Annotated in this window: 24 protein-coding genes; 7 read left to right on the top strand and 17 right to left on the bottom strand. The window is 56.1% G+C overall.

Annotation, left to right across the window (positions count from 1 at the left end):
- Positions 1-50: 50 nt before the first annotated feature.
- The 3 genes from A377_RS0106700 to A377_RS0106690 all read right to left on the bottom strand — a co-directional run bounded on the left by A377_RS0106700 (position 51) and on the right by A377_RS0106690 (position 3,804).
- Complete coding sequence (locus A377_RS0106700; protein ID WP_019895482.1) at positions 51-887, bottom strand: motility-associated protein; 837 nt, start codon at positions 885-887, stop codon at positions 51-53.
- A 257-nt stretch (positions 888-1,144) separates the two neighbouring features.
- Complete coding sequence (gene parC, locus A377_RS0106695; RefSeq protein WP_019895481.1) at positions 1,145-3,373, bottom strand: DNA topoisomerase IV subunit A; 2,229 nt, start codon at positions 3,371-3,373, stop codon at positions 1,145-1,147.
- 128 nt (positions 3,374-3,501) lie between these two features.
- Positions 3,502-3,804, bottom strand: coding sequence for a heavy-metal-associated domain-containing protein (locus tag A377_RS0106690; RefSeq protein WP_019895480.1), 303 nt, complete (start codon positions 3,802-3,804; stop codon positions 3,502-3,504).
- 78 nt (positions 3,805-3,882) lie between these two features.
- On the opposite strand from A377_RS0106690, the gene A377_RS0106685 reads away from it, so the two are divergent.
- Positions 3,883-4,272, top strand: a complete 390-nt coding sequence (locus A377_RS0106685; protein WP_019895479.1) for a PilZ domain-containing protein — start codon at positions 3,883-3,885, stop codon at positions 4,270-4,272.
- Positions 4,241-4,654, top strand: coding sequence for a PilZ domain-containing protein (locus A377_RS0106680; RefSeq protein WP_169338012.1), 414 nt, complete (start codon positions 4,241-4,243; stop codon positions 4,652-4,654). Before A377_RS0106685 ends, A377_RS0106680 begins: the two co-directional genes overlap by 32 nt.
- Before the next feature lie 21 nt (positions 4,655-4,675).
- Here A377_RS0106680 and A377_RS0106675 read toward each other — a convergent pair whose 3' ends face one another.
- Positions 4,676-5,242 (bottom strand): mechanosensitive ion channel domain-containing protein, encoded by a 567-nt coding sequence (locus A377_RS0106675; RefSeq protein ID WP_019895476.1) that lies wholly within the window; start codon positions 5,240-5,242, stop codon positions 4,676-4,678.
- A gap of 1 nt (position 5,243) precedes the next feature.
- Positions 5,244-7,130 (bottom strand): DNA topoisomerase IV subunit B, encoded by a 1,887-nt coding sequence (gene parE / locus A377_RS0106670; RefSeq protein WP_028485332.1) that lies wholly within the window; start codon positions 7,128-7,130, stop codon positions 5,244-5,246.
- Positions 7,131-7,360: 230 nt separating this feature from the next.
- Here parE and pdxH point away from each other — a divergent pair, with 230 nt between their 5' ends.
- Both pdxH and ung read left to right on the top strand, forming a co-directional pair.
- The gene (pdxH, locus tag A377_RS0106665; RefSeq protein ID WP_019895474.1) at positions 7,361-8,041 is read left to right on the top strand and encodes a pyridoxamine 5'-phosphate oxidase; all 681 of its coding nucleotides are present in this window, start codon (positions 7,361-7,363) and stop codon (positions 8,039-8,041) included.
- Between the two features lie 28 nt (positions 8,042-8,069).
- Positions 8,070-8,765, top strand: coding sequence for a uracil-DNA glycosylase (gene ung, locus A377_RS0106660; RefSeq protein WP_019895473.1), 696 nt, complete (start codon positions 8,070-8,072; stop codon positions 8,763-8,765).
- 402 nt (positions 8,766-9,167) lie between these two features.
- Here the strand turns inward: ung and A377_RS0106655 are convergent, their stop codons facing one another.
- The 7 genes from A377_RS0106655 to glyQ all read right to left on the bottom strand — a co-directional run bounded on the left by A377_RS0106655 (position 9,168) and on the right by glyQ (position 15,969).
- Entirely contained in the window at positions 9,168-9,857 is a 690-nt protein-coding gene (locus A377_RS0106655) for an OmpA/MotB family protein (RefSeq protein WP_169338011.1), read from the bottom strand.
- A gap of 14 nt (positions 9,858-9,871) precedes the next feature.
- Positions 9,872-10,606 carry an OmpA/MotB family protein gene (locus A377_RS0106650; protein WP_019895469.1) on the bottom strand — a complete coding sequence of 245 codons (735 nt, stop codon included), beginning with the start codon at positions 10,604-10,606 and terminating at the stop codon, positions 9,872-9,874.
- 24 nt (positions 10,607-10,630) lie between these two features.
- Positions 10,631-11,473: a motility protein A gene (locus A377_RS0106645; RefSeq protein ID WP_019895468.1), complete on the bottom strand. Its 843-nt coding sequence runs from the start codon at positions 11,471-11,473 to the stop codon at positions 10,631-10,633.
- 6 nt (positions 11,474-11,479) lie between these two features.
- On the bottom strand, positions 11,480-12,244 hold the full coding sequence (locus tag A377_RS0106640) for a lysophospholipid acyltransferase family protein (protein WP_019895467.1): 765 nt from the start codon (positions 12,242-12,244) through the stop codon (positions 11,480-11,482).
- Between the two features lie 32 nt (positions 12,245-12,276).
- The gene (locus tag A377_RS0106635) at positions 12,277-12,843 is read right to left on the bottom strand and encodes an HAD-IIIA family hydrolase (RefSeq protein ID WP_028485331.1); all 567 of its coding nucleotides are present in this window, start codon (positions 12,841-12,843) and stop codon (positions 12,277-12,279) included.
- 95 nt (positions 12,844-12,938) lie between these two features.
- The gene (gene glyS, locus A377_RS0106630) at positions 12,939-15,026 is read right to left on the bottom strand and encodes a glycine--tRNA ligase subunit beta (protein ID WP_019895464.1); all 2,088 of its coding nucleotides are present in this window, start codon (positions 15,024-15,026) and stop codon (positions 12,939-12,941) included.
- A gap of 1 nt (position 15,027) precedes the next feature.
- On the bottom strand, positions 15,028-15,969 hold the full coding sequence (glyQ, locus tag A377_RS0106625) for a glycine--tRNA ligase subunit alpha (protein ID WP_019895463.1): 942 nt from the start codon (positions 15,967-15,969) through the stop codon (positions 15,028-15,030).
- A gap of 357 nt (positions 15,970-16,326) precedes the next feature.
- On the opposite strand from glyQ, the gene A377_RS12110 reads away from it, so the two are divergent.
- From A377_RS12110 to A377_RS0106610, 3 genes are all read left to right on the top strand, one after another.
- Positions 16,327-16,662: a sulfurtransferase TusA family protein gene (locus A377_RS12110; RefSeq protein WP_083919121.1), complete on the top strand. Its 336-nt coding sequence runs from the start codon at positions 16,327-16,329 to the stop codon at positions 16,660-16,662.
- Between the two features lie 161 nt (positions 16,663-16,823).
- Positions 16,824-18,101, top strand: coding sequence for a M23 family metallopeptidase (locus A377_RS0106615; RefSeq protein ID WP_019895461.1), 1,278 nt, complete (start codon positions 16,824-16,826; stop codon positions 18,099-18,101).
- A 55-nt stretch (positions 18,102-18,156) separates the two neighbouring features.
- Positions 18,157-19,278: an anhydro-N-acetylmuramic acid kinase gene (locus A377_RS0106610; protein ID WP_019895459.1), complete on the top strand. Its 1,122-nt coding sequence runs from the start codon at positions 18,157-18,159 to the stop codon at positions 19,276-19,278.
- 30 nt (positions 19,279-19,308) lie between these two features.
- Here A377_RS0106610 and A377_RS0106605 read toward each other — a convergent pair whose 3' ends face one another.
- From A377_RS0106605 to A377_RS0106585, 5 genes are all read right to left on the bottom strand, one after another.
- Positions 19,309-20,463, bottom strand: a complete 1,155-nt coding sequence (locus tag A377_RS0106605; RefSeq protein WP_019895458.1) for a citrate synthase — start codon at positions 20,461-20,463, stop codon at positions 19,309-19,311.
- Positions 20,464-20,565: 102 nt separating this feature from the next.
- Positions 20,566-20,907, bottom strand: a complete 342-nt coding sequence (erpA, locus tag A377_RS0106600) for an iron-sulfur cluster insertion protein ErpA (protein ID WP_028485329.1) — start codon at positions 20,905-20,907, stop codon at positions 20,566-20,568.
- Positions 20,908-21,288: 381 nt separating this feature from the next.
- Positions 21,289-22,350 carry an N-acetyl-gamma-glutamyl-phosphate reductase gene (argC, locus tag A377_RS0106595; protein WP_033423083.1) on the bottom strand — a complete coding sequence of 354 codons (1,062 nt, stop codon included), beginning with the start codon at positions 22,348-22,350 and terminating at the stop codon, positions 21,289-21,291.
- 136 nt (positions 22,351-22,486) lie between these two features.
- The gene (gene groL, locus A377_RS0106590) at positions 22,487-24,130 is read right to left on the bottom strand and encodes a chaperonin GroEL (RefSeq protein ID WP_028485328.1); all 1,644 of its coding nucleotides are present in this window, start codon (positions 24,128-24,130) and stop codon (positions 22,487-22,489) included.
- Between the two features lie 29 nt (positions 24,131-24,159).
- Entirely contained in the window at positions 24,160-24,450 is a 291-nt protein-coding gene (locus A377_RS0106585) for a co-chaperone GroES (protein WP_019895452.1), read from the bottom strand.
- Positions 24,451-24,649: the final 199 nt, after the last annotated feature.

Genomic DNA, 24,649 nt, shown 5'->3' with positions numbered 1-24,649 from the left:
TGCAAAAAATCAAACAGCGTCACTAGCTGAATGCCAATGACGCTGAGGGGCTAATCGTTTCTGGGCAGGGCAAATTCGGGCGGCACCCGCTGACGGGCAATTTCCATGGCCATGCTGGGCGAAACGCCATGCGCAAACGCCACAAAAAACGACGCCGTCATTTCAAACAGGGCCCGGTCCTGACGGATCATGATCTCGACCGAGTGGGTAAACGGCGCAAAAACCGCAAACGCAAAGAATATCCCGGTCAGGGTCCCCACCAGCGCGGCCCCGATGGAGGTCCCGATTTCGCCTACATCCATGTCTCCGCCCAACAAGTTCATGGTCAGAATCACCCCCATGACCGCCGCGATGATCCCGTAGCCCGGCATCAACGCCGTCAGTTTGCCCGTGGCCTTGGGGACCTCCATCATGGAATCAATCAGGTCGTCAATCTGGTCATGTAGAAATTCTTCGAAATTCAGGCTCTGCGGCGGATTAAGCAACAGGTAATTGAAATTGTCGATGATAAAGCGACGCAGGTCCTTGTGTTTCAATACGGTTGGGTATTTGGCGAAAATGGAACTGCTGTCGGGGGCCGCAATGTGGTTTTCCAGTGCCAGCAACCCCTGGGAACGCGCCATCCGTGACAGTTCGTCCAGCAGATCCAGCGTTTCCAGATACAGGCGCTGCTTGATCCGTCCGCCAGCGAAAAAGCGACCGGTATACACCAGCGTCCGCTTCCACACATACACGGGCGTTGCCCCCAGAAAGGTTCCCAGCCCCAGCCCCAGAATCACCACCAGCTCCGGTGGGTGCCACAGCGCAATCAGATCGCCGCCGGCCAGCATAAAGCCGCCAAACAGACTGAACAGAATCACCAGAATTGCCAAAGGTTTTGCGAACATAAATTGCGTCTTTTTTAAGCCATTTGAATTACCCGTCCGGCCAGCCGATCCGTTGTGTTTTCACGGCTTCCGAATTTATGACAGACTCCATTGAATCCACCATGACCGGAAAAGCAATAATAATACCAACAGAGAAACAACCAGGCCTGGTAAAAAACCAAATCCAAAACGTCCTTTGCTCGAAACAAAGCACTCACCGCCCAAGGGGCCAGGTGAGAAGCATGGGCGAGCGAGAAAAAGCCTGAAAGGGCATGAGGTTATGGCGCGAGTCGAATCAGATCGGTTTTCTTGAGGGTACGAGGCAGGGTCACACCACGGCTGGCACGCTGGCCCATGGCCGCTTCCAGAGCGGTGGGGCCGAACACCTTGCCATAGTCACCGGCAATGATTTCCAGTTTTTGCCCGGGGGCAAAGGCAAACACAGCGCGGACAGAGACGCCTTTGGGCATTTGAATCAGTTTGTTGCCTTTGCCTTTGGCCAGCACCGGCAATTGCGAGCGCTCAAACACCAACAGACGTGGTTCGTCGGTCACCACCGCAATCCAGTCATCGGCTTTCACCTCGCCTGGGGGCAATAATGCGGCACCCTTGGGCAAGGTCACCGCCGCTTTGCCGGCCTTGGTTTTGGAAATCAGACTGCTTAGCTGGGTAATAAAGCCAAACCCGGCGGAGGAAGCCAACAAGACTTCCTGCGAGGGATCACCCAGCAACACTTCACGGAACTGGGCACCGGCGGCGGGATTCAAGCGCCCGCTCAGGGGTTCGCCGTGACTGCGTGCCGAGGGCAGAGAGTGAGCGGCCACGCAATAGGCGCGTCCGTGGTTGTCCAGAAACACCGCCTGCTGACGGCTCTGACCGGACGCCTGCGCCCGGAAAGCGTCGCCGGATTTGTAGGTCAGTTGGCGGCCATCCACGTCGTGGCCTTTGGCCGCACGCACCCAGCCGTTTTCCGACAGAATCACCGTCACCGGCTCGGATGGCAGCAAATCCTGCTCACTCAGCGCCTGGGCAGGGTTCACGGTTTCAATCGGCGAGCGTCGTTCGTCGCCATATTCCTCGGCATCGGCTTTGAGTTCTTTTTTGACCAGGGTTTTCATCCGTGTCTGGCTGCCCAGCGTTTTTTCCAATCGGTCGCGTTCTTTGGCCAGATCGTCCTGCTCGGCTTTGATCTTGATTTCTTCCAGCCTGGCCAGCTGGCGCAGTTTCAATTCCAGAATCGCCTCGGCCTGGCGTTCGCTCAGGCCGAAACGGCTGATCAGCTCGGGCTTGGGCTTGTCTTCTTCGCGGATAATGGCGATGACTTCGTCAATGTTCAGAAACGCCAGCAACAGCCCTTCCAGCAAATGCAACCGGTCCAGTACCTTGTCCAGACGGTGCTGCAGGCGGCGGCGCACCGTTTCCATGCGGTAACGCAGCCATTCCGAAAGCAGGCTTTGCAAATCCTTGACCTGGGGGCGCCCATTGAGCCCGATCACGTTCAGATTGACCCGGTAACTGCGCTCCAGATCGGTGGTGGCAAACAAATGCCCCATGGTCGCGGCCACATCCACCCGGCGTGAACGCAATTCCAGCACCAGTCGAATCGGGTTTTCATGGTCCGATTCATCCCGCAGATCCACCACCATCGGCAATTTTTTGGCGCGCATCTGGCTGGCAATCTGTTCCAGTACCTTGGTGCTGGAGACCTGAAACGGCAAGGCGTCGATCACCACATTGACCTTGTCTTCGACCAGGTAATGCGCCCGCTGGCGAATGGAACCGTTGCCGGTCTCGTACATGCGCAGGCGTTCAGCTTCGGGGGTGATGATCAATGCATCATTGGGGTAGTCCGGCCCCGGCAGATACTGGCACAGCTCCGCCACCGTCAGTTTGGGGTTGTCCAGTAGCGCCACACAGGCGTCCACGACTTCGCGCAGGTTGTGCGGCGGAATGTCGGTGGCCATGCCCACGGCGATGCCCGACGTGCCGTTGAGCAGGACGTGCGGCACTCTGGCAGGCAGGGCAGACGGTTCGTCCAGTGTGCCGTCAAAATTGGGGACCCAGTCCACCGTGCCCTGAGCGGCTTCTTGCAACAGAAGCTGACTAAATTTTGACAGCTTGGCTTCGGTGTAACGCATCGCGGCAAAGGATTTGGGATCGTCCACCGAACCCCAGTTGCCCTGACCGTCCACTAATGGGTAACGAAAGGAAAAGGATTGCGCCATCAGCACCATGGCTTCGTAACAGGCCGAATCGCCGTGCGGGTGAAATTTGCCCAGCACATCGCCCACGGTTCGGGCCGATTTTTTGTATTTGGCCGACGCTTTCAGCCCCAGTTCGGACATGGCGTACACAATCCGGCGCTGCACCGGCTTGAGTCCATCGCTGATGTGGGGCAATGCCCGATCCAGAATCACATACATGGCATAGTCGAGATAGGCCTTTTCGGTAAAGGCCGCGACCGATTGGGTTTCAATGCCGTCGTAATTAATGGTTTGCTGACTCACGTTTTCAGGGCCTCGTGTCTTTCGCGTTTTGAGTGAAGGTTTTGTTTGACGATTTCGCCAGGCCTGGTCAATTTTGTAGTTTGCTGAGTACCATGCCGGGGTCGTGCGGATCGAATGCGGTTATGGCGTCAATCAGACGATCGGGAGCCGGATTTGCCAATGGCACAGGACACAAACGACTTGGCTTTGGCGCCCAGCGCCGAAAGACCCGAGACACTTCCCGACACCGGATACCCCATCGAAGCTAATTGCGCGCGCGCCGCGTCCAGGCTGTTTTCAGCGGCCTGTTCATCGGTTTGCAGGACCACGAGCCCTTCTTCGACCGAGACCGTGACCGAGGCCACCCCGTCAATCTGACCCAGTTTGCGTTCGATCTGACTGGCGCAGCCGCCACATTTGATGTTGTCGACCGTGAATGTTTCTGTGTGCATGGGGCACTCCTCATGGACTTGTTGCGGCGAATTGTTTTATCATAAAGCTTTTAACGAAACAATCAATCGATTCCCCTTATGCTTGCACCCACCTCCCCAAGCGGTATTGAACGACGCCGGGCCGAACGCGTTGCCACCGAACGCCCGGTTCAGATTCATTTTTCCCAAACCGATCCGGCCGAGGACAGGACGGCTTCCACAGACCTGCGCGGCACCATGCTTGACATCTCCATCATCGGAGCCGGGTTTGTGTCCGAGGCACCGGTGCCGGATGGGGAAACCGTCACGCTGGATTTTCAGTTGCCCAACACCGGTGTAAAACCGCTTCATCTGCGGGCGCAAAGCCGCCGCAGCGTCAAGGTCCGCCAGCAATACCTGACCGGGGTCGAGTTTGTTGACATCCCCCCTCACACCCAAAGTCAGATCCGGGATTTCATTGCCCGCCACCACAGCGTGGACCACTTATGAGACGGCCATTATGACCCTGTTTTATGCGCCCTCGACGCAAACCGACCGCAAAGCCATCATCAAAGGCCAGACGGTGGAAGTGGAAGGCCGTCTGCAGGAAATTTCCACCAAAGGGCTGGCGATTGAAAGCCCCAAAAATGCCGGCATCGGCATCCGTCTGGAAGTGCGTTTTGAACTGCCGGCACTGGGCGAATTCAACCAGATGTGCCTGCATGGCTATGTGCGCCATCGCCACGCCACCGAACACGGTTTTCTGCTCTCGCTGGAGCTTGAAGAACAGGACGAGCATACCCGCGCCATCCTTCAGGACTTTCTGGATTACAAGCAGCGTTTGCACGACTTGAGCGAACGCTACGGCTACAAGGCCAGCAACCCCACTTGATTTTTTACCAGGCCTGGTGATTTATTTGACGCCAGCGGAATCACGCTGAGCCAATCGTTTTTGCAGACTGGCCAGCGCCGGTTTTTTGTCCTCTGCGTCCCTGGGCAGTTTGCGCACCGCTTTCTGCAACACCAGGTTATTGGGATAAGACAACCATTGCCCGTTGCTTTCCTTCAGAATCACATGAAACAGGGTGATTTCCACGATTTCACCCTGAACGGAAGAGGCACCGTCAATGACCTCCATGCGGTCGCCAATCCGAATCGGAAACGCAAAAAAGATCACCACGCCCGCCGTGATATTGCTCAGAATCGACCACTGAGCCACCAGCGCCACCGCCAGCATGGCCAGCACCGATGTGGCCACCACGACCAAGCCCTTGTAATCCACCCCCCAGACCAGCATCAGCGCCACCCCGGCCAGGATGGTCAGAATGGCGCGAAAATATTTGTAAATCTGCTGATAGCGCCCAAAAGGCACCTGTTTGAAATCACTGAGTTTTTTGATCAGGGTTTTCGACAAATGGTTCAACCCCCAGAACCCCAGCAAAATCAAACCACTGGTAATCCATACGCCTTGAGAAACCATATTAAATCACCTCGGCCAGATCGCCTTTCTCTTCCAGCCAGACCCGCCGGTCGGCCGAACGTTTTTTTGCCAGCAGCTTGTCCATCATCGGCTCGGTGTCCTCTTCGCCCAGTGACAACTGAATCAAACGCCGGGTGGCTGGCTGCATGGTGGTTTCACGCAATTGCACCGGGCTCATTTCCCCCAGCCCCTTGAATCGGGTCACCTGCACCTTGCCCGGCAACTTTTCCGTCTGAATGCGGTCCAGCAGACCTTCGCGCTCGGATTCGTCCAGCGCATAAAACACCTGTTTGCCCACATCCACCCGATACAGCGGCGGCATGGCCACATAGACATGGCCGTTTTGAACCAATCGCGGAAAATGCTTCACAAACAGGGCGCAGATCAGGGTGGCAATGTGCGCGCCATCGGAATCGGCGTCGGCCAGAATGCAGACCTTGCCGTAACGCAAGCCGGACAGATCCTCGGAATCCGGGTCCACCCCGATGGCCACGGAAATGTCATGAATTTCATTGGACGCCAACACCTCAGAGGAATCGACCTCCCAGGTGTTCAGAATCTTACCCCGCAGCGGCATGATGGCCTGAAAAATCTTGTCACGCGCCTGTTTGGCCGAGCCGCCAGCCGAATCCCCTTCCACCAGAAACAGCTCGGTCATCTGCAGATCGGATTCGGTGCAGTCGGCCAGCTTGCCCGGCAGCGCCGGACCGGAGGTGATTTTTTTACGCGTGACCTTTTTGGCTTTTTTATTGCGGCTCTGCGCATTGCGGATCACCAGTTCGGCAATCTGCTGCGCGGTTTCGGTGTGCTGGTTCAACCACAGACTCAGACTGTCTTTGACCACGCCGGAAATAAAGGGCACGCATTCCCGCGACGACAAACGCTCCTTGGTCTGTCCGGCAAACTGGGGTTCGCGCAACTTGGCCGACAGCACAAAGGCCACATTCTGCCACACGTCCTCCGGGCTGATTTTGACCCCACGCGGCAGCAGATTGTGAAATTCGCAGAACTCGCGGATCGCATCGGTGGTCCCGGCGCGCAAACCATTGACGTGGGTACCGCCCTGAGGCGTGGGAATCAGGTTGACGTAACTCTCCAACAGGGTTTCGGCCGGTTCGGCCAGCCAGGTCATGGCCCAGTCCACGCCTTCGTGTTCGCCATGGGCTTCGCCCACAAACCCGGCCTCCGGCACCCGTTCCACATCGTCAAGCGCTTGATTCAAGTAATCGCTCAAACCGGACTCGTAATACCAGGTGACGGTTTCATCACTGACTTCGTCGGTAAAGTGGATGGTCAGACCGGAACAAAGCACCGCCTTGGCCCGCATCAAATGCTTGAGTTTGCCCAGCGCAAATTTGGTGGTATCGAAAAACTGCGCCTCCGGCCAGAATCGCAGCCGGGTGCCGGTGTTTTTCTTGCCCACCTTGCCCACCGCCTGCAGCGGTTCCACACATTCACCGGCTTCGAACGCCGTCTGATGGCGCTGGCCGCCCCGCTTGATCTCAATTTCAACCCGCGTCGACAGAGCATTGACCACCGAAACCCCGACCCCGTGAAGGCCGCCGGCAAACTGATAGGATTTATTGGAAAACTTGCCCCCGGCATGCAGGGTGCTCAGAATCACTTCCACCCCCGGTTTTTTCTGTTCCGGGTGTTCGTCCACCGGCATGCCTCGACCGTTATCGGACACCGACATGGAGCCATCGGCGTGATGCACCACCTCAATGGTGTCGGCATGCCCGGCCAGCGCTTCGTCCACGCTGTTATCGATCACCTCTTGCGCAAGATGATTGGGCCTGGCCGTATCGGTGTACATGCCCGGGCGCTTGCGCACCGGGTCCAATCCGGTCAAAACCTCGATTTCTGCGGCGTTGTAATCCTGACTCACCTCGGTCACTCCTTCTGATGGCCTGTCCGTAGATTGGCAAGGCACCGACAATTAGGTTAAGATGCTTACAGAGTCCTTTCCTCAAGCGTTCAAAACAGGCATGGGACTCTGTCTGCTTACCGTTGAGGGATTCCGTTGTTGGATCGCTCCTTTCGGCAAGCGCGAGTTATATTACCCCCTAACCGGGGTGGTTTCAAACCACAGCGACCCGGTAACGACAGGACTCGAACATGGACGATGACAACACGCCGCCATCCGGTAACTTTCATCACGAACGCCGTGACTATCAGCGCGGCTCGCTGGAACGCGGTCAACTGCACCTGGACCCTTTCCAACAGTTTGACGAATGGCTTCAAGCCGCCATCGGCGAAGGGGTCAAAGATCCGACCGCGATGAGCCTGGCCACGGTCGATGCCGAGGGCCAACCGCACAGTCGCATCGTGCTGCTCAAATCGATGGACACCAAAGGGTTCGTGTTCTACACCCATTACAACAGCGACAAAGGACACGAGCTGGCACAGCAACCCAAAGCCGCGCTGCTGTTTTACTGGCCGGAACTGGAACGCCAGATTCGGATTGAAGGCGTGGTTGAAAAAACCGATGCCGCCACCAATCAGGCTTACTTTCAGACCCGTCCGCGCGACAGCCAGCTGGTCGCACTGGTGTCCGAGCAAAGCCAGCCCCTGCCGGGACGCAGAACCCTGGAACAAAACGTTCAAATCGCCGACAGCGAACAGGGGCTGGAGATCGATTGCCCGGAACACTGGGGCGGTTACAACCTGCGCCCGCAGCGATTCGAATTCTGGCAAGGACGTGAAAACCGTCTGCACGACCGTTTTCGGTATGAGTGCACCCAGGATCAGGGAGGCCATTTTAACCAGGCCTGGTCATTAACAAGGTTAAGCCCCTAATCAGTCGAACCCAACCTCAAATAACGTTATGAATCAGGCAAGCATTCAACTTGATCCCAGTTGGTTACAGCGGATAGGCGACCAATTCGATCAACCCTACATGGCCGAGCTCAAGGCCTTTCTGAAGGCGGAAAAACAACACAAACAGATCCTGCCCAAAGGCCATCAATGGTTTCAGGCGCTCAATTCCACCCCCTTTGACCAGGTCAAGGTGGTGATCCTCGGTCAGGACCCCTACCCCACACCCGGCCACGCACACGGGCTGTGTTTTTCGGTTCAGCCCCACGTTCTGCCACTGCCTAAATCACTGCAAAACATCAATAAAGAGTTGTTGCAGGATCTGGGCGTCGACAACCGTCACTGTGGTTATTTGCAACCCTGGGCCGATCAGGGCGTGTTGTTGCTCAACGCCGTTCTGACGGTGGAAGCCGGCAAGCCCGGCTCACACCAAAACAAAGGCTGGGAGCGCTTTACCGACAAGGTGATCGAGACCTTAAACCAAGAACGAAGTGGCCTGGTCTTTTTTCTCTGGGGCGGCTACGCTCAGAAAAAAGGGCGCCTGATTGATGCCAGCCGCCATCTGGTTCTGCAAAGCCCTCACCCGTCGCCGCTTTCCGCCTATCGGGGATTTTTCGGCAGTCGCCCTTTCTCCCAGGCCAACACCTGGCTGCAGCAACAGGGGCAGACGCCGATTGACTGGCAATTGCCGACGTCCACGTCCTGACTCCCTGATACACGTCACTGAGTCCAACATTGTTCACAAAGTTATCCACAGACTGATGAGCACAACTCATCCCGGTAACGCTTCGATTCGCTCTCGACCAACAAAAAGAGAAAATCAAAGCAACCTGAATCAAAAAAAATATTTTTCCTTTACTTTCAAAAGCTTAAAAACTCTTGGACAGACACGGCTTTGCATTAATGGGCGATAATGCGTCCTTCATTCAAGTCAATCACGTATTTTACGCATTGAAACTCTGCCAATAAGACAAAACTTATCCAGAAACTTTTTCAATGGATCTTTCGCGCCAACGAAGGGCCTGTTCAACAGGCGAGGGAAATACTTTTCTCAGTACCGGAAAGAAACCATGCAGGTCGGTACCACTTCCTGACACATTCGGGGGGATTAGTCCGATTCCGGGTTTGGCTCTTTGCCTCTTTCCTTTTCAAACCCGGCTGAAATCGTTAAAGTCACCCGCCGATTAAGCGCTTGAGCTTCCGCGCTTTTCTCAAAACGGATGGGACGCTGGGCACCGTACCCGGAAATGGCCAGCCATGGTGCCAATGTTGAGTTCTCCGCCATGACAGTTCGAACGGACTGCGCTCTCATACTGCTCAGAAACCAGTTATTGCGCAAAGCCGAACGAGGGTCAATACGGCTTTGGTCTGTGTGCCCTTCAATCCGTATGGCTGCAACCCACTTATAATGTTCTTTTTCAACATATCGACGAATGGCCGGAGGCAGATCGTCGTGAGGGGAAGCCAGAACAGGCAGATTTTCCAGAAGTCCTGCCAGTTTTTCAAACCCATCTGCAACCGGTTTTTCAAGGGCATACCCTCCGCGAACAAAAGCTTCAGGATGCCGCAAATCCAGAGTCAAACCCTTTGTCTCGCGTTGAAGCACAAACATGTCATCCAGTGCTGTCGCGTTCAGCTGCTGCGAAAGGTGATCATAAGACCGGTCCAGTTGCACTTCACTCCATTTCTGCAGACGGGTAATCTCTCCCTTATTGAGCACAATCATCATAATAAAAAACGTGATCAGCAAAGTGACCATATCGGCAAACGAAAACAACCAGCCACTGCGCGCTTTCATGGCACTGAGTTGCATCAACGGACCTCTTTCGACGTAGTCGGGACCGGCACATTTTCCGGCTGCAAATAAATTTCCACACGACGGTTAACCGGCGAATATGGATCATTCACCACAGGTTCCTGCGCACCGTAACCGGCAATCACAAACTGACTTTCCGGCAGACGGCTTCGTATGCGAACGTAGTTCATTATGGCCCAGGCACGCACACTGCTCAAGGCGATATTGTCCCGATACATAGCCGTGGGTGCCAGAGGGTGCGCATCGGTATGCCCTTCAACCCGAACACTGATCTGAAAACGCTCGTCTGACCGGTGCTGACTGCTGACCCATTTACGATAGCGATCAGGGACGCCTGGCAGATCGAGTTCAACCAGTAAATCCGAAATACGGTTAAGGTAGGGCAGAAAGCGGGGATTGATTTTGCCTCTTGCCGGTTCAAACAGACTTTTGTTTTCAAAAAGAGAGGGTGACATCGTCAGTTTGATGCCTTTGGAAAAGGTGTTTTCAACGTGCAGCCAGGACAACCCCAAAGACTCTTTCGAGTGCAGCACTTCCTCGGTCAGGGTATGAATCAGGCGCTGATAATCCCGTTCTGGCCGCACACCTTCGATTTCAACCAGTGAGATCAGCAAAACAAAAAACGCCAACAGAGAAGTAAACAGACCGACAAACACGAGTTGCCAGCTTTCTGTCCGTTTCAGTCGGTTCAGAAGCAGTTTTTTTGACGCTTTGTCTACCGAATTTCCCACTGACAGACTCCTGTCCTGATTGGTTCAGCTATCAACCGAACCATTCAGGTCCTGCGCCAATCTGGCTTTATTGCGCTCATTGACAAAGGCAGTCAATGTCTCTTTGAGCATGGCGGGGGACACGTTTTTATGTATTCCCAGCACGCCGTGCATGAGTATTTCATTCTTCAATGCCTCCGCATCCGACAGCACCTTGAGTTTTCCAGCCACCGGCACAAAAACAAAATTGGCAAACAACACACCGTAGAAGGTCGTCACCAATGCCAGCCCCATCCCCTGAAGCAAGCTGTTTAGCATATTCTCTGAATCGGCTCCGACCGCTGTCGCTTCGCCGGTGGCAACTTGCGTCGTCATCATGATAATCAGCCCCATCACCGTTCCCATCATGCCAAAAGCCGGCGCATAAGAGGCCATATTGTGAAACATTTCCTGACAGTTGAGATGACGCAGTCGGATCGTATTGAAGTGATTGTCAAGACTCAGCTTCAGCTGCTCATAGTCGCGATAAACCAGTAATTCATTCAAGGCAAATTGCAGAAAACCGTCTTCAACCAGTTCAATCTCTTTCTCCAACTGCAGAGTTCCATGACGAAATGCAATGTAGCTCAGTTCGTTGATTTCAGTGATGGCGTCCGTGGCTGAAGGCGGTTCAGCAACAAACACCCTTTTCAAACCACTGCCGACGCACCGAAAGTCATTCAGGGGGTAATTGATCAGCGTTGCTGCCAATGTTCCTCCCAGAACCACCAGCAACCCTTGTGGATTCACAAAAGCGCTCAGGAACTGTCCCGTACTGAAATCAAACATATTCAGCACCACGATCAGTAACCCTGTAAGCACACCAACAAGTGTTGCAATTTTGCTCATATTACGTCATGGCACTTCACCCTCTTCGCTGATCAGGTCAATCGCAGAATGCGAGTGAAGCCACTCCTCGGTTAATTGGTTGATTTCACTGACGGACTTGCCCGTCACGTCCATCGGCGGACTGATGTACACATCAATCACACCGGGACGTTTGACAAACCGCCCTTTCGGCCAGCACTGACCGGCATTGTGCCCCACCAGATACACCGGTTTCTGCGCCTTGGTGGCCAGCATGGCCGCGCCGGGCTTGATCTTTCCGGCCTCGCCGGGCGGCATCCGGGTGCCTTCCGGAAACACCACCACCCAGATGCCGCGATCCAGCCGGTCCGTGCCTTTCTCTACCACCTGTTTGATTGCCTGACGCCCCGATCCCCGATCGATCGCAATCGGTTCCAGCAACGACAGTCCCCAGCCAAAAAAAGGCACTTTCAACAGCTCCCGCTTCAGCACAAACGTTTGCTGGGGAAAAATCGCCTGAAACGCAAAGGTTTCCCAGGTAGACTCGTGTCTAGCAAGGATCAGACCAGCCTGTTTCGGATCGATGTGTTCACGCCCATGCACGCGATAATGCACCCCGCAGGTCCAGCGCAGCCAGAGCACGCAAAACCGGGCCCAGTAATGGATAAAACGGTACTTGATGGACGCCGAAAAAGGCTGCAACACCTGCCCGAGCACCGAAAACAGCACCATACTGGTCACCTCGCCCAGGGTGTAGAACACCGAACGCACAAACCAGACGCTGTATTGCCCTTTTAACACAATGTTTGACATGATGTTGTACTCCTAAATTGACCAGGTCTGGTTTATGATTCGGGTTCGGCCAGCAATGCGTCCACGGCCTCAAACAAGTCGGCATAGACCGGCACCGAGGTCAGGGCCGGATCGCCGGTTTTCAGGGTGCGCTCGCCCTTGCCGGTGCGCACCAGAATCGGACGCATGCCAAATCGCTGCGCCGCCTGAATGTCGCCCAGACTGTCGCCGACAAATGCCCGGCCCGCCAATGCACGCCCGGTCGCCAGTTCAATTGCCTGCAACATGCCCACCCCCGGTTTTCGGGCCGGGCTGGCATCCTCGCCCAGATAAGGACTGAAACCGACCCAGTCCACCGAAGCGCCCGAAGCCTGCGCACGCAACAGTCTTTGCAGCTTTTGCTGCATGGCGTAAAAGGTGGCCCGGTCATAATAGCCACGCCGGATGCCGGACTGGTTGGTCGCCAGCGCCACATAGAAACCGGCCTGTTTCAATCGGGCAATGGCTTCCAGGCTGCGGGGAATCGCGCGCCACTCATCCGGGTGTTTGATAAAGGCGTCCGAATCCTCGTTCACCACGCCGTCTCGGTCCAACACAATCATATCGCGAAAACGGGTCATTTAACGACTTTGACACTCCCTGTGAACCAACAAAACCAACCAACAAAAAACGCCCGCAGAGGGGCGCTTGAAACCGAATCGAATTTGCACACCCTTCAGTTCGACAGCCGGGAAATATCGGCCACCTGCCCGAAAAGGTCATAAATCTGACGCAGCAATGCCAGACGGTTCTGTTTGACCGCTTCGTCCTTGGCCATGACCATCACCTGATCAAAAAACGCGTCCACCGGCTGGCGAATCGCCGCCAATCGAATCAGGGCTTCACGGTAATTCTGCGAGGCAATGGACTCGCTGACCGATTCGCGCAAGGCATCCAGCGCATCAAACAGGGCTTTTTCTTCGTTCTGTTCAAAAAGGCGGGTATCAACCTCTTCCGGCAAAGACTGATCCACTTTTTTCAGAATGTTGGCAATGCGCTTGTTGGCCGCCGAAAGTGCCCCCGCCTCGTCCATGTCGGCAAAGTGGCGCACCGCTTCGATCCGGTGATCGAAATCCAGCGGGTGCGCCGGACGGCAAACCCGGACCGCTTCGAACTGTTCCGGGGTCACGCCCTGATCGGCGTAATAAGCTTTGAGGCGACCGATCAGAAAATCGTAAATCGCTTCGACCGTGTCCTCGCTGTCGGTGACTTGCGGGTGCAGCGACAGGCTGGCCCGGATCAAGGCCATCAAATCCAGATCCAGTTGCTTCTCGATCATGATCCGCAACAGGCCCAAGGCCGAACGACGCAGAGCAAACGGATCCTTGTCGCCCTTCGGAATCTGACCGATGCCGTAAATGCCGGTGATGGTGTCCAGCTTGTCGGCAATCGCCAGGGCCTGCCCCACCGGATGATCCGGCAAGGCGTCCCCGGCAAAACGGGGCCGATACTGACTTTCAATCGCATCGGCCACCGCCGGTTCTTCCTGCTGTGCCTGGGCATAATAACGGCCCATCACCCCCTGAAGATCGGGAAATTCGTCCACCATTTCGGTCATCAGATCGCATTTGCTCAGGCGCGCGGCCCGTTCCAGCTGTGCCGCCGACAGGCCTTCGCCCAGCAAAGGACGCCCGATTTTGACCGTCAGCGTTTCCAGACGCTCCACCTTGTCAAACAAAGTGCCCAGCTTCTGCTGAAACACCACGGTTTTGAGACGGGGCAGAAAATCGTCCAGCGGCTGTTTGCGGTCCTGATCCCAGAAAAAACGGGCGTCGCTCAGACGCGGACGAATCACCCGCTCATTGCCTTCCTTAACCGATTCGGGCCGACGGCTTTCAATGTTGGTGATGGTAATGAATTTGGCCATCAACCGGTCGTCGGCGTCGAGCAGGTGAAAGTATTTCTGATGGCCTTTCATCGCCGAAATCAACGCTTCCGGCGGCACCGCCAGAAAGCGTGTGTCAAAGTCGCCGACCACCGCACTGGGCCATTCGTTCAGCGCCGTCACCTCATTCAACAGCGCCGGATCGATTTCAGCGCGACCACCTTCGGTCTCTGCCGCTTCCGTGACCATGGTTTCGATCCGGGCGCGGCGGTGCGCAAAATCCGGTTCCACAAAGCCCTGATGACGCAAAGCCAGCTCGTAATCACGTGGCTGCGGCAAGGCAATCGCCCCCGGCGCATGAAAACGGTGACCATAGGTCTGGTTGCCTGCCTGTTTTCCCAACAGTGTCACCGGCAAGGTCTCGGTGCCCCAGAGCATCACCACCCAGTGCACCGGACGCACAAAACTCACGTCGGAGTCGCCCCAGCGCATCCGCTTGGGAATGGGCAGACGTTGTACGGCCGACTCGATCATCGCCGGCAACAGCGCCGGGGTGTCCTGGCCGGTTTCGGTCAGACGGGCCACCAGCCAAACGCCTTTGGGGGTATCCACTTCCTCAAGCTGATTCACCGACAAGCCGCAACTGCGGGCAAAGCCTTCCGCCGCCTTGGTCGGCTGACCCTGATCGTCAAACGCCGCTTTTTTGGCCGGGCCTTTGCGCTCGACCTGTTTGTCGGCCTGACGCACCTGACACTGATTGATGCGCACGGCCAAGCGTCTGGGACTGGCAAACACCTCGGCCGATTCGTACGCCAGCTCGGCGTCCTGCAACGCCGACTCCAGTCCTTTTCCCAGGGCTTCGGAAAGCGTTTTCAGTGCATTGGGCGGCAGCTCTTCCGTGCCGATTTCCAACAAAAAATCTTCTCGTTTTTCCGTCATCTCACGCGTCCTTGTCCGTGTTTTTTGCCGACTTCACCAATGGGAAGCCCAGAGCCTCGCGACCGTCGTAATAGGCCTGCGCAATCTGCCGGGCCATGTCCCGAACCCGGCCGATAAAGCGGGCCCGCTCGGTCACACTGATCGCATGACGCGCGTCCAGCAGGTTGAACGCATGCGAGGCCTTGAGAACCTGCTCATAGGCCGGCAGCGGCAACCGATCTTCCACCAGCGTGGCAAACACGGCTTCGCACTCGTCAAATTGACGGAAAAGGTGATCGGTATTGGCTTTCTCGAAATTGTAGGTCGACATTTCCACTTCGTTCTGGTGAAACACATCGCCATATGTCACTTTGCTGTCAGGCCCGTCGACCCAGGTCAGGTCGTACACGCTGTTGACCTTCTGCAGATACATGGCAATGCGCTCCAGACCGTAGGTGATCTCGCCGGTGACCGGGCGGCATTCCAGACCGCCGACCTGCTGAAAATAGGTGAACTGCGTGACTTCCATGCCATTCATCCACACTTCCCAGCCCAGACCCCAGGCACCGAGCGTCGGCGATTCCCAGTTGTCTTCGACAAAACGGATGTCGTGCTCCAGCGGGTCAATGCCCAGTGCGCGCAACGAATCCAGATAGAGTTCCTGAATGTTTTCCGGGGAAGGCTTGAGCACCACCTGAAACTGGTAATAATGTTGCAGACGGTTGGGATTGTCGCCGTAACGTCCGTCGGTTGGCCGCCGGCAGGGCTGCACATACGCCGCCCGCCAAGGCTCAGGACCGATGGAACGCAAAAAGGTGGCCGGATGAAAAGTCCCGGCGCCCATTTCATTGTCGTAAGGCTGCATCACCACACACCCGTGCGATGCCCAGAAGGCCTGCAGGGTTTGAATCAGTCCCTGAAACGTGGTCACATCCGTGGCAGCGGAATTGGCTTGATCTGACACAATGGTTTCCTATGTTCGATGGTTGAAAGCAATGGCAAAACCTACCAGGCTTGGCCCGAATATTTCATAAATTTGCGCCGATCTCGCTTGCCCCTTGATTCCACAAGGCATATTTTCTCAGTCGGCCGTAATCGCCGATACGGCACTTCCTCAAAAATTGCCTTGTGGAAACAAGTTCCTGCGTGACCTCTGCACAAATTCATAAAACATTCGGGCTAGTTAAAACAGCATTAAAACCGCGTCAAAACGCTTCCCAGGATTGCCTGTCGCGAAAAATGCCCGTATTATAGCAGACAGGCTGCGCCGTGACACGGCGGCAATTCCCCCTAAGCACCCCCCAACTGGTGCGGCAAGGCAATGGAGACAGACAAAATCGACGCACCTTCTTCTGAAACCATTCCTCTGGATGTCAGCGGCCTAAAGTGCCCAATGCCGGTGATCAAGTTGCAACAAACCATTCGTCAATTGAAAAACGGCACCAACCTTGCTTGTAAAAACACCGATCCAAACGACCAAAGCCACGACCAAAACCGCGTGCAACCAGACTGGGTCATTGAGGTCCAGTCCACGGACCCGGGTGCGCCCAAAGACATGGAAAACTGGTGTCGGGTCAACCGCCACGAATTTCTGGGCTGCGAAGCGCATGACGGGGGTCACACCTGCCGGATTCGAGTGAAAATTTTTGGGGCTTAGTCTGGCGTCATCGCGCCGGTTTCGGCTAGAATGCCAGAAACGGCGCATCAAGGGCCTGCCGATGGTCGGAATCACACCATCGCAAGGCATCGAATAACGATCAACAAGGTGAGAGCACAATTGTGACGGCCACACGAACAATTTTACAATTCACGCTTCTCATGGCGCTGGTGTTCCTGTTTCTGGTCCAGCTGGCCGCCGCTTCGGCCACGGAGCAAGCCACCACTCAGCATGTCGCCAGCTTGCCTTTGCCGCCGCCCAATGCCGCCACAAGCAATGCGTCCGAAGCGTCGCAAACCGATGCCAGCCCCGAACAATGGACCCATCACAGCGTCACCATTCCCGCCAACGGCTCCCTGTCTGAAGCGCTGGATGAACTGGGGCTTTCCTCCCGCCTGAGCTGGCAGATCGGTCAGACCGAAAACAGCGGCTGGCTGACCCGGTTGCGGCAGGGCGACACCTTGCACGTCTGGCTGGACCAGGCCAACCGTGTGCAGAAAATCGAACGCCATCCCAGCAAAGCGATCACCTACCGCCTGACCCGCGCCGACAACAACGCCGACAGCGTTTTTCAGCTGAAAAAGCTCGAGCACCCGGTTGAGATTCGGCTGGCCACGGCTTCCGGCGAAATCAACGATTCGTTTTACCTCAGCGCCGAAGCCCAGGACCTGAGTCCCAGGACCATTATGAATCTGGCGGACGTGTTTGCCTGGGAAATCGATTTTATCCGTCAATTACGCTCTGGGGATCCCTTCCGCGTGATTTACGAGAAACGCTATATTGACGGCGAATACATCGGGGACGGCGACATCATTGCCGCCCAGATCAACACCGGCCGTGACAGCACCCACACCGCCTTTCTGCTAAGGGACGAGGCGGGCAAACAGAACATCGGCTATTACGACATGGACGGTGCCAACCTGCGCAAAGCCTTTCTGCGCAACCCGGTGGACTATGTGCGCATCACCTCGCGCTACAAACCCAAACGCTATCACCCGGTGCTCAAAAAATGGCGCGCCCATCGCGGTGTCGACTACGGTGGACCCACCGGCACGCCGATCCGGGCCACCGGCGACGGCCAGATCGTCAAACGGGAATGGAGCCGCAGTTACGGGCGGGTGATGTACATCAAACACGCCAACCGTTTCACCACCGTTTATGCCCACATGTCCCGGTTTGGCAAATACAAGAAAGGCAGCTGGGTCAAACAGGGCGATGTCATCGGCTACATCGGCCAGTCCGGCCTGGCCACCGGCCCGCACCTGCATTACGAATTCCGAAAAAATGGCCGCCATGTGGACCCGCTGAAAGTGAAACTGCCGGACGCGAATCCGGTGCCGGAAAAACACCGTCACCGCTTTCAGCAACAGGCCGGTCTGATGATGGCGCAACTGGAACGACTCAACCCTCACACCCAGCTGGCCCGTCGCTTCGACTGAAACACAGCCGCACGACGCCATCTATCAATGCGGGGTGACCCAAAGCGAGTGTGACATGAACGACAAACCGCTTTACATCGGCCTGATGACTGGCACCAGCCTGGATGCTACCGATGCGGTGCTGGTCCGTTTTGATGAGCGGCCCCAACTGCTGGCCCACGTCAGCCTGCCCTATCCCCAACCCTTGCGCGACAAACTGATGGCCCTGAACCGCGCCCCGCAACTGGCTCTGTCCGAGTTTGCCGAACTTTCGCGCACTCTGGGAGAACAGCTTGCGGCGGCGGCCAATGCCCTGCTGGCCAACCAGTCCCTTCACCCGGACCGAGTCTCTGCCATCGGCAGTCACGGCCAAACGATTTTTCACGCCCCGGAAGCCGGTATGAGCCTGCAGATCGGTCATCCGGCCATCATTGCCAAACGCACCGGCATTCCCACCGTGGCCGACTTCCGCGTGGACGACATGGCATTGGGTGGCGAGGGCGCGCCACTGGCACCGGCGTTTCATCAAACCTTATTAAGCGAAACCGATTGCGCGGCCGGTTGCGCACTGATCAATATCGGCGGCATTGCCAACATCAGTCTGTTTCGGCCAGGACAGCCGGTTCTGGGCTGGGACACCGGTCCCGGCAATGGCCTGATGGACGAACTCTGCCAGCAGCATTTTCAAAAACCCTACGATGCCGACGGCCAATTGGCTGCCAGTACCTCACCCGACCCGGACCTGCTGGCACATTTTCTGCAGGACCCGTATTTTGCCGGTCCGGCCCCCAAAAGCACGGGGCGCGATGCCTTCCATACCCAGTGGGTGGCCGAACGCCTGAACACCTATTCCCGCCCCGCGCCTTCGCCTTTGACGCTGTTGAGCACCCTCAACCAGCTGACGGTGCAGAGCCTGAGCAACGCCCTGAAACAGGAAAACGGTGGCGCATGGCCGAAGAAAATGTATGTGATGGGCGGCGGCAGCCGCAATGCCACCCTGATGCAGCGATTGCAAAAGGCGGCCGGTGACGGGACGGAGATTGGCACCTCTGAGCAACTGGGCGTACCGCCCGAAGCCGTGGAAGCGACCATGATGGCCTGGCTGGCCCGGGAACGGCTGGCCCAGCGCCCGATTGCGCTGGCCAGTGTCACCGGCGCTCAGCGCAATGCGGTGCTCGGCGGGGTGTGGCTACCCTAAAAGTCCTTTCACTAGAGCAGACGCACTGCCTCAGCGTTGCTCAATGGGCACATAGCAGGCCTCACCGGCCCCGGTGTAAATCTGGGTAGGACGGAAAATCTTGTTGTTCTGCAACTGCTCACGCCAGTGCGCCATCCAGCCAGCGGAACGCGCCACCGCGAAAATCGGCGTAAACAGGCCGGAATCAAAGCCCATTTCCTTGTACAGAATGCCCGAATAAAAATCCACATTGGGGTAGACCCCTTTGTGCCCGAGCAGTTCTTCGCACACCCGCTCGACTTCCATCGCCGTGGCAAACGAATGACTGAGCGAACCTTCGTCGCTTTTCTTTTCCAGCAATTCGGAAGACAGCTTCTGCAGGATCGTGGCGCGCGGGTCCTTGGTTTTGTATTCGCGGTGGCCCATGCCCCAGATCACTTTTTTCTCGCTCAGACGCTTCTCGATGTAGGCGCGCGCGTTTTCGGGATGACCGATTTCCTCCAGCATTTCGATCACTTTCTGATTGGCCCCGCCATGCAGAGGCCCGGACAGGGACGCAATGGCCGAGGAAATCACCGAACAGGGGTTGGCCAGCGTGGAGCCGGTGACCATGGTGGTGAAAGTGGAGGCATTGATGGTGTGCTCGGCGTGCAGAATCAGACAGGCATCCAGCAGACGGGCCCAATCCTTGTCCGGCTCTTCCCCGTTGACCATGTACAGAAAGTTTTCCGCATAAGTCAGATCGGTGCGGGGTTCGACCGGATCAAAGCCGTTGCGCATGTGTTCCCACATCGCCACCAGCGTGCCCATGTGCGAGATGATGTTGACCGTGACCTGGTTGATGTAATCCTGGTTTTCGGTGCCGCCTTTCATGTATTCGGTGCTGGGATAAAAACTGGCCAGACTCGCCACTGCCACCTGCAGCATGTGCATCGGGTGTGTGGTCGGCGGCAGGTTTTTCATGATTTCGCGCAGATTGTATTTGACCCGTCTGGCCTTGCGCAGCTTCACATCAAAATCATACAGTTCCTTGTAGGCAGGCAGCTTGCCGAACAGCAACAACAAAGTGGTCTCTTCAAACGACGAGTGTTCGGCCAGTTCCATGATGTCGTAACCGCGATAGGTCAAAAGCCCTTTTTCGCCGTCGATATATGAAATTTCTGATTCAGTGGCCGGGACGCCGGCCAGACCGGGAATGTAATCCATAGTGGTTTTCCTAACGCGAAAATAAAAACACGGAATCAGGCGTGCCGCGCTGTCCGTGTTGATGGGAAATAGACTGTTTTGCCCGATGAACGGGCCGGTTGGTCACACGCCGAAAGACGACCCGCAACCACAGGTGGTGGAAGCGTTGGGGTTTTCGATCACAAAACGCGCGCCCTGAAGATCCTCCAGATAATCAATGCGCGCGCCCATCAGATACTGGAAACTCATCGGGTCAATCATCAGTTTGACGCCCTCTTTTTCCACCACTGTGTCGTCTTCGGCCTGGGCTTCATCAAAGGTAAACCCATACTGAAAGCCCGAACAGCCGCCACCGGTGATATACACCCGCAGTTTCAACTCCGGGTTGCCTTCATCGGCAATCAGGCCACTGACCTTCTGGGCCGCGGCGTCGGTAAATTTTACAGGTTCCGGCATTGCAGACATATCTGCCTCCTTTGTGATTCGCGCTGGCAAACCCCAGCGTGAGAGACCTTTGCACGAAACAAAGGCCTCTGAATCATTTTATTGTAACAAAACCCTGCAGACGGGTCACTTTTTACCAGGCCTGGTAAGTTCCGGCATGGCAAACGCCCTGCGACACGGCGTTAACCCGGAAAATTCATAAATGATGCAGCATCTCGCTTGCCCCTTGATTCCACAAGAAATATTGCTCGACTTACCCCTTCGGGCGTCGAGTTCTTCGTTTCTTCAGTCGGTCGTAATCGTTGATACGACGCTCCTTCAGAAATTTCCTTGTGAAAACAATTGCCTGCGCGATATTGGCGCAAATTTATGAATCGAAGAAACCGAAGGTAAATTTCCGGGTTAAGGCATCAGCCCGATCTGTTGCAGGCCTTTGTCTTCGGGCCAGCCAAACAGAATGTTCATATTCTGAATCGCCTGCCCGGCCGCGCCCTTGACCAGATTGTCGATCACCGACGTCACCACCAGTGTATTCCCGTTTTGCGGCCGAGACAGACTCAGCCGACACAGATTGGAGCCACGCACGCTGCGGGTTTCCGGCAAAGAGTCCGGCGGCATCACGTCCACAAACGGTTCGTCGGCATAGGTCGCCTCCAGCAGCGACTGCAGCGCAGCCACCTCCGACTGCGGCGAATCGGGGTCGGTCAGCGGCAGATACAGGGTCGTTTCCATGCCCCGTACCATCGGCACCAGATGCGGCACAAAGGTCACAGACACCGGTTTTTCCGCCACCTGCGACGCCTTCTCCTGAATTTCCGGCAGATGACGATGGCCGCTGATGCCATAGGCCTTGAAGCTTTCGCTCATTTCCGCGCCCAGCATCGCCACCTTGGCTCCGCGGCCGCCCCCGCTGACGCCGGATTTGCCATCGGCCACAATGCCGTCGCTTTTGACCAGGCCTGCTTTGAGAAACGGCAGCGCCCCCAGCAGAATGGCGGTGGGATAACAGCCCGGATTGGCGATGACTCTGGCCTGACTGATGGCCTGTCGATACCATTCCGGCAAGCCGTATGCCACCCGTCTCATCAGAATTTCGGCACTGTGTTCCATCCCATACCACTGCGACCAGACGTCCAGATCCTCCAGACGGAAATCCGCGCCCAGATCGATCACGCGCACCCCGGCTTCGACCAGCGCCGGAGCCATCTCCATGGCCACGCCATGCGGCGTTGCAAAAAACACCAGATCACACTGGCTCAGACTTTCCAGCTCGGGTTCACGGAACACCAGATCGGTCACCCCGCGCAGATTGGGAAACATCTCCGCCACCGGCATCCCGGCTTCGGAACGCGCGGTGATCACATCTACCTGCACCTGATCGTGCGTGCTCAACATACGCAGCAATTCAACGCCGGTAAACCCGGTGCCGCCGACAATCCCGATTTTGATTTTTGCCTGTGTCATCCAGCCATCCATATTTCAATTTGTTGGGTAAAACCGCATTTTAGCACGAGCCACCTTACCCATAAATAAACAAAAAAACCCGCGCCAACAACGTTGACGCGGGTTCGGTCTTTCTCAGACGTTTGAGAGCCAGGGCTTACATCATGCCGCCCATGCCGCCCATTCCGCCCATGCCACCGCCTCCGGCAGCATCAGCGCCGTCGTCCTTGGATGGCAGGTCGGCAATCGCCGCGCCTGTGGTCAGCACCAGCCCGGCAATCGAAGCCGCATTCTGCAAGGCAGAACGGGTCACTTTGGCCGGATCGATGATGCCCTGCTTGATCATGTCCACATAGGTTTCAGAAGTGGCATCAAACCCGATTTCAGGCTTGGCTTCCATCACCTTGTTCACAATCACAGAGCCTTCCAGACCACAGTTGGACGCGATCTGACGCATGGGTTCTTCCATGGCGCGCAGCGCGATTTCGATGCCAACCTGCTGGTCGTCGTTGTCGCCTTTGACCGACACATTGGCGCGGGCACGTACCAGCGCGGTACCACCACCGGCCACAATGCCTTCCTGAACCGCCGCACGGGTCGCATGCAACGCATCGTCCACACGGTCTTTACGCTCTTTCATTTCCATTTCAGTGGCCGCACCCATTTTGATGACGGCGACACCGCCAGCCAGCTTGGCCAGACGTTCCTGCAACTTCTCATTGTCGTACTCGGAAGTGGTATTTTCCATCTGAGCTTTGATCTGCGCGCAACGGCCTTCGATGTCGTCCTTGGAACCGGTGCCATCGATCAGCTTGGTGCTGTCTTTGCCCACAACGGCCGACTTGGTTTCGCCCAGCATGTCCAGCTCGACGTTTTCCAGAGTCAGACCCACTTCTTCCGAAATCACGCTGCCGCCTGTCAGCACCGCCATATCCTGCAACATGGCTTTGCGACGCTCACCAAAGCCGGGCGCTTTGACCGCCGCCACTTTCATCACGCCGCGCATGTTGTTGATCACCAGGGTGGCCAGCGCTTCGCCGTCCACGTCTTCCGCCACAATCAGCAACGGACGACCGGTTTTGGACACCGCTTCCAGAGTCGGCAGCAGTTCACGGATGTTGGAGATTTTCTTGTCGAACAACAGGATGTATGGGTTTTCCAGTTCCGCGACCATTTTTTCCTGATCGGTCACAAAGTAAGGCGACAGGTAACCACGGTCGAACTCCATGCCTTCCACGACCACCAGCTCGTCCTGCAGTGAAGACCCTTCTTCCACGGTGATCACACCCTCGGTGCTGACCTTGTCCATCGCGTCGGCGATCATCTTGCCCACAGCAGAATCGGAGTTCGCAGAAATCGTGCCCACCTGAGCAATCGAATCATAGGAATCACACGGCACAGACATTTTCTGAATTTCTTTGACCACGGCTTCCACCGCCTTGTGAATCCCGCGGTTCAAATCCATCGGATTCATGCCTGCGGCCACGGCTTTCATGCCTTCGCGCACAATCGACTGCGCCAGAACGGTCGCGGTCGTGGTGCCATCACCGGCCACATCGTTGGTTTTGGAAGACACTTCCTTCACCATCTGTGCACCCATATTCATGAACTTGTCTTCCAGTTCGATCTCACGGGCTACGGTCACACCATCCTTGGTGATGGTCGGGGCACCGAACGATTTTTCCAGTACCACATTACGGCCTTTTGGCCCCAGCGTGACTTTGACCGCGTCGGCCAGGACATTGATCCCTTCGACCATCTTTTCACGCGATTCCAATCCAAAGCGTACGTCTTTTGCCATCTTAATTCGTCCTCTCTTAAATCTGGTAATTAGTCGATGATTGCGATGATGTCGTCTTCACGCATCACTTTCAGGGGCTGGCCTTCGGCGTCTTTGACTTCCTGACCGGAAAACTGGCCAAACAACACCTGATCGCCGACCTTCACGGTCATTTCCATGCGCGTGCCATTGTCGGCCATTTTGCCAGGCCCCACAGCAACCACTTCGCCCATGTTCTCTTTTTCCTGCGCCGAACCGGGCAGCAAAATGCCTCCAGAAGTTTCTTTCTCTTCTTCTTTCTGGCGTACAACCACACGGTCATGTAATGGTTTGATCTTCATCGATTTATCTCCTGATTTATCACGTTAGGGTCCAGTGTCTGACGTTTGTCAGAATGGCACGGCGGCTGAAAACCAGCCAACCGCGCCATCAAAAATTAGCACTCCACTACTGAGAGTGCTAATCATTTTATGAATTGCTCCAAAGCTGTCAAGCTTTATGGTGTCAGGCGATTTTTTTTCAAGAGAGAGAAGTGTTTTT

It is taken from the genome of Hydrogenovibrio halophilus DSM 15072, from assembly GCF_000384235.1.
Classification (GTDB): Bacteria; Pseudomonadota; Gammaproteobacteria; order Thiomicrospirales; family Thiomicrospiraceae; genus Hydrogenovibrio; species Hydrogenovibrio halophilus.
The sequence above is the reverse complement of the archived record's forward strand: the minus strand, read 5'-3'. Positions and strand labels throughout refer to the sequence as shown.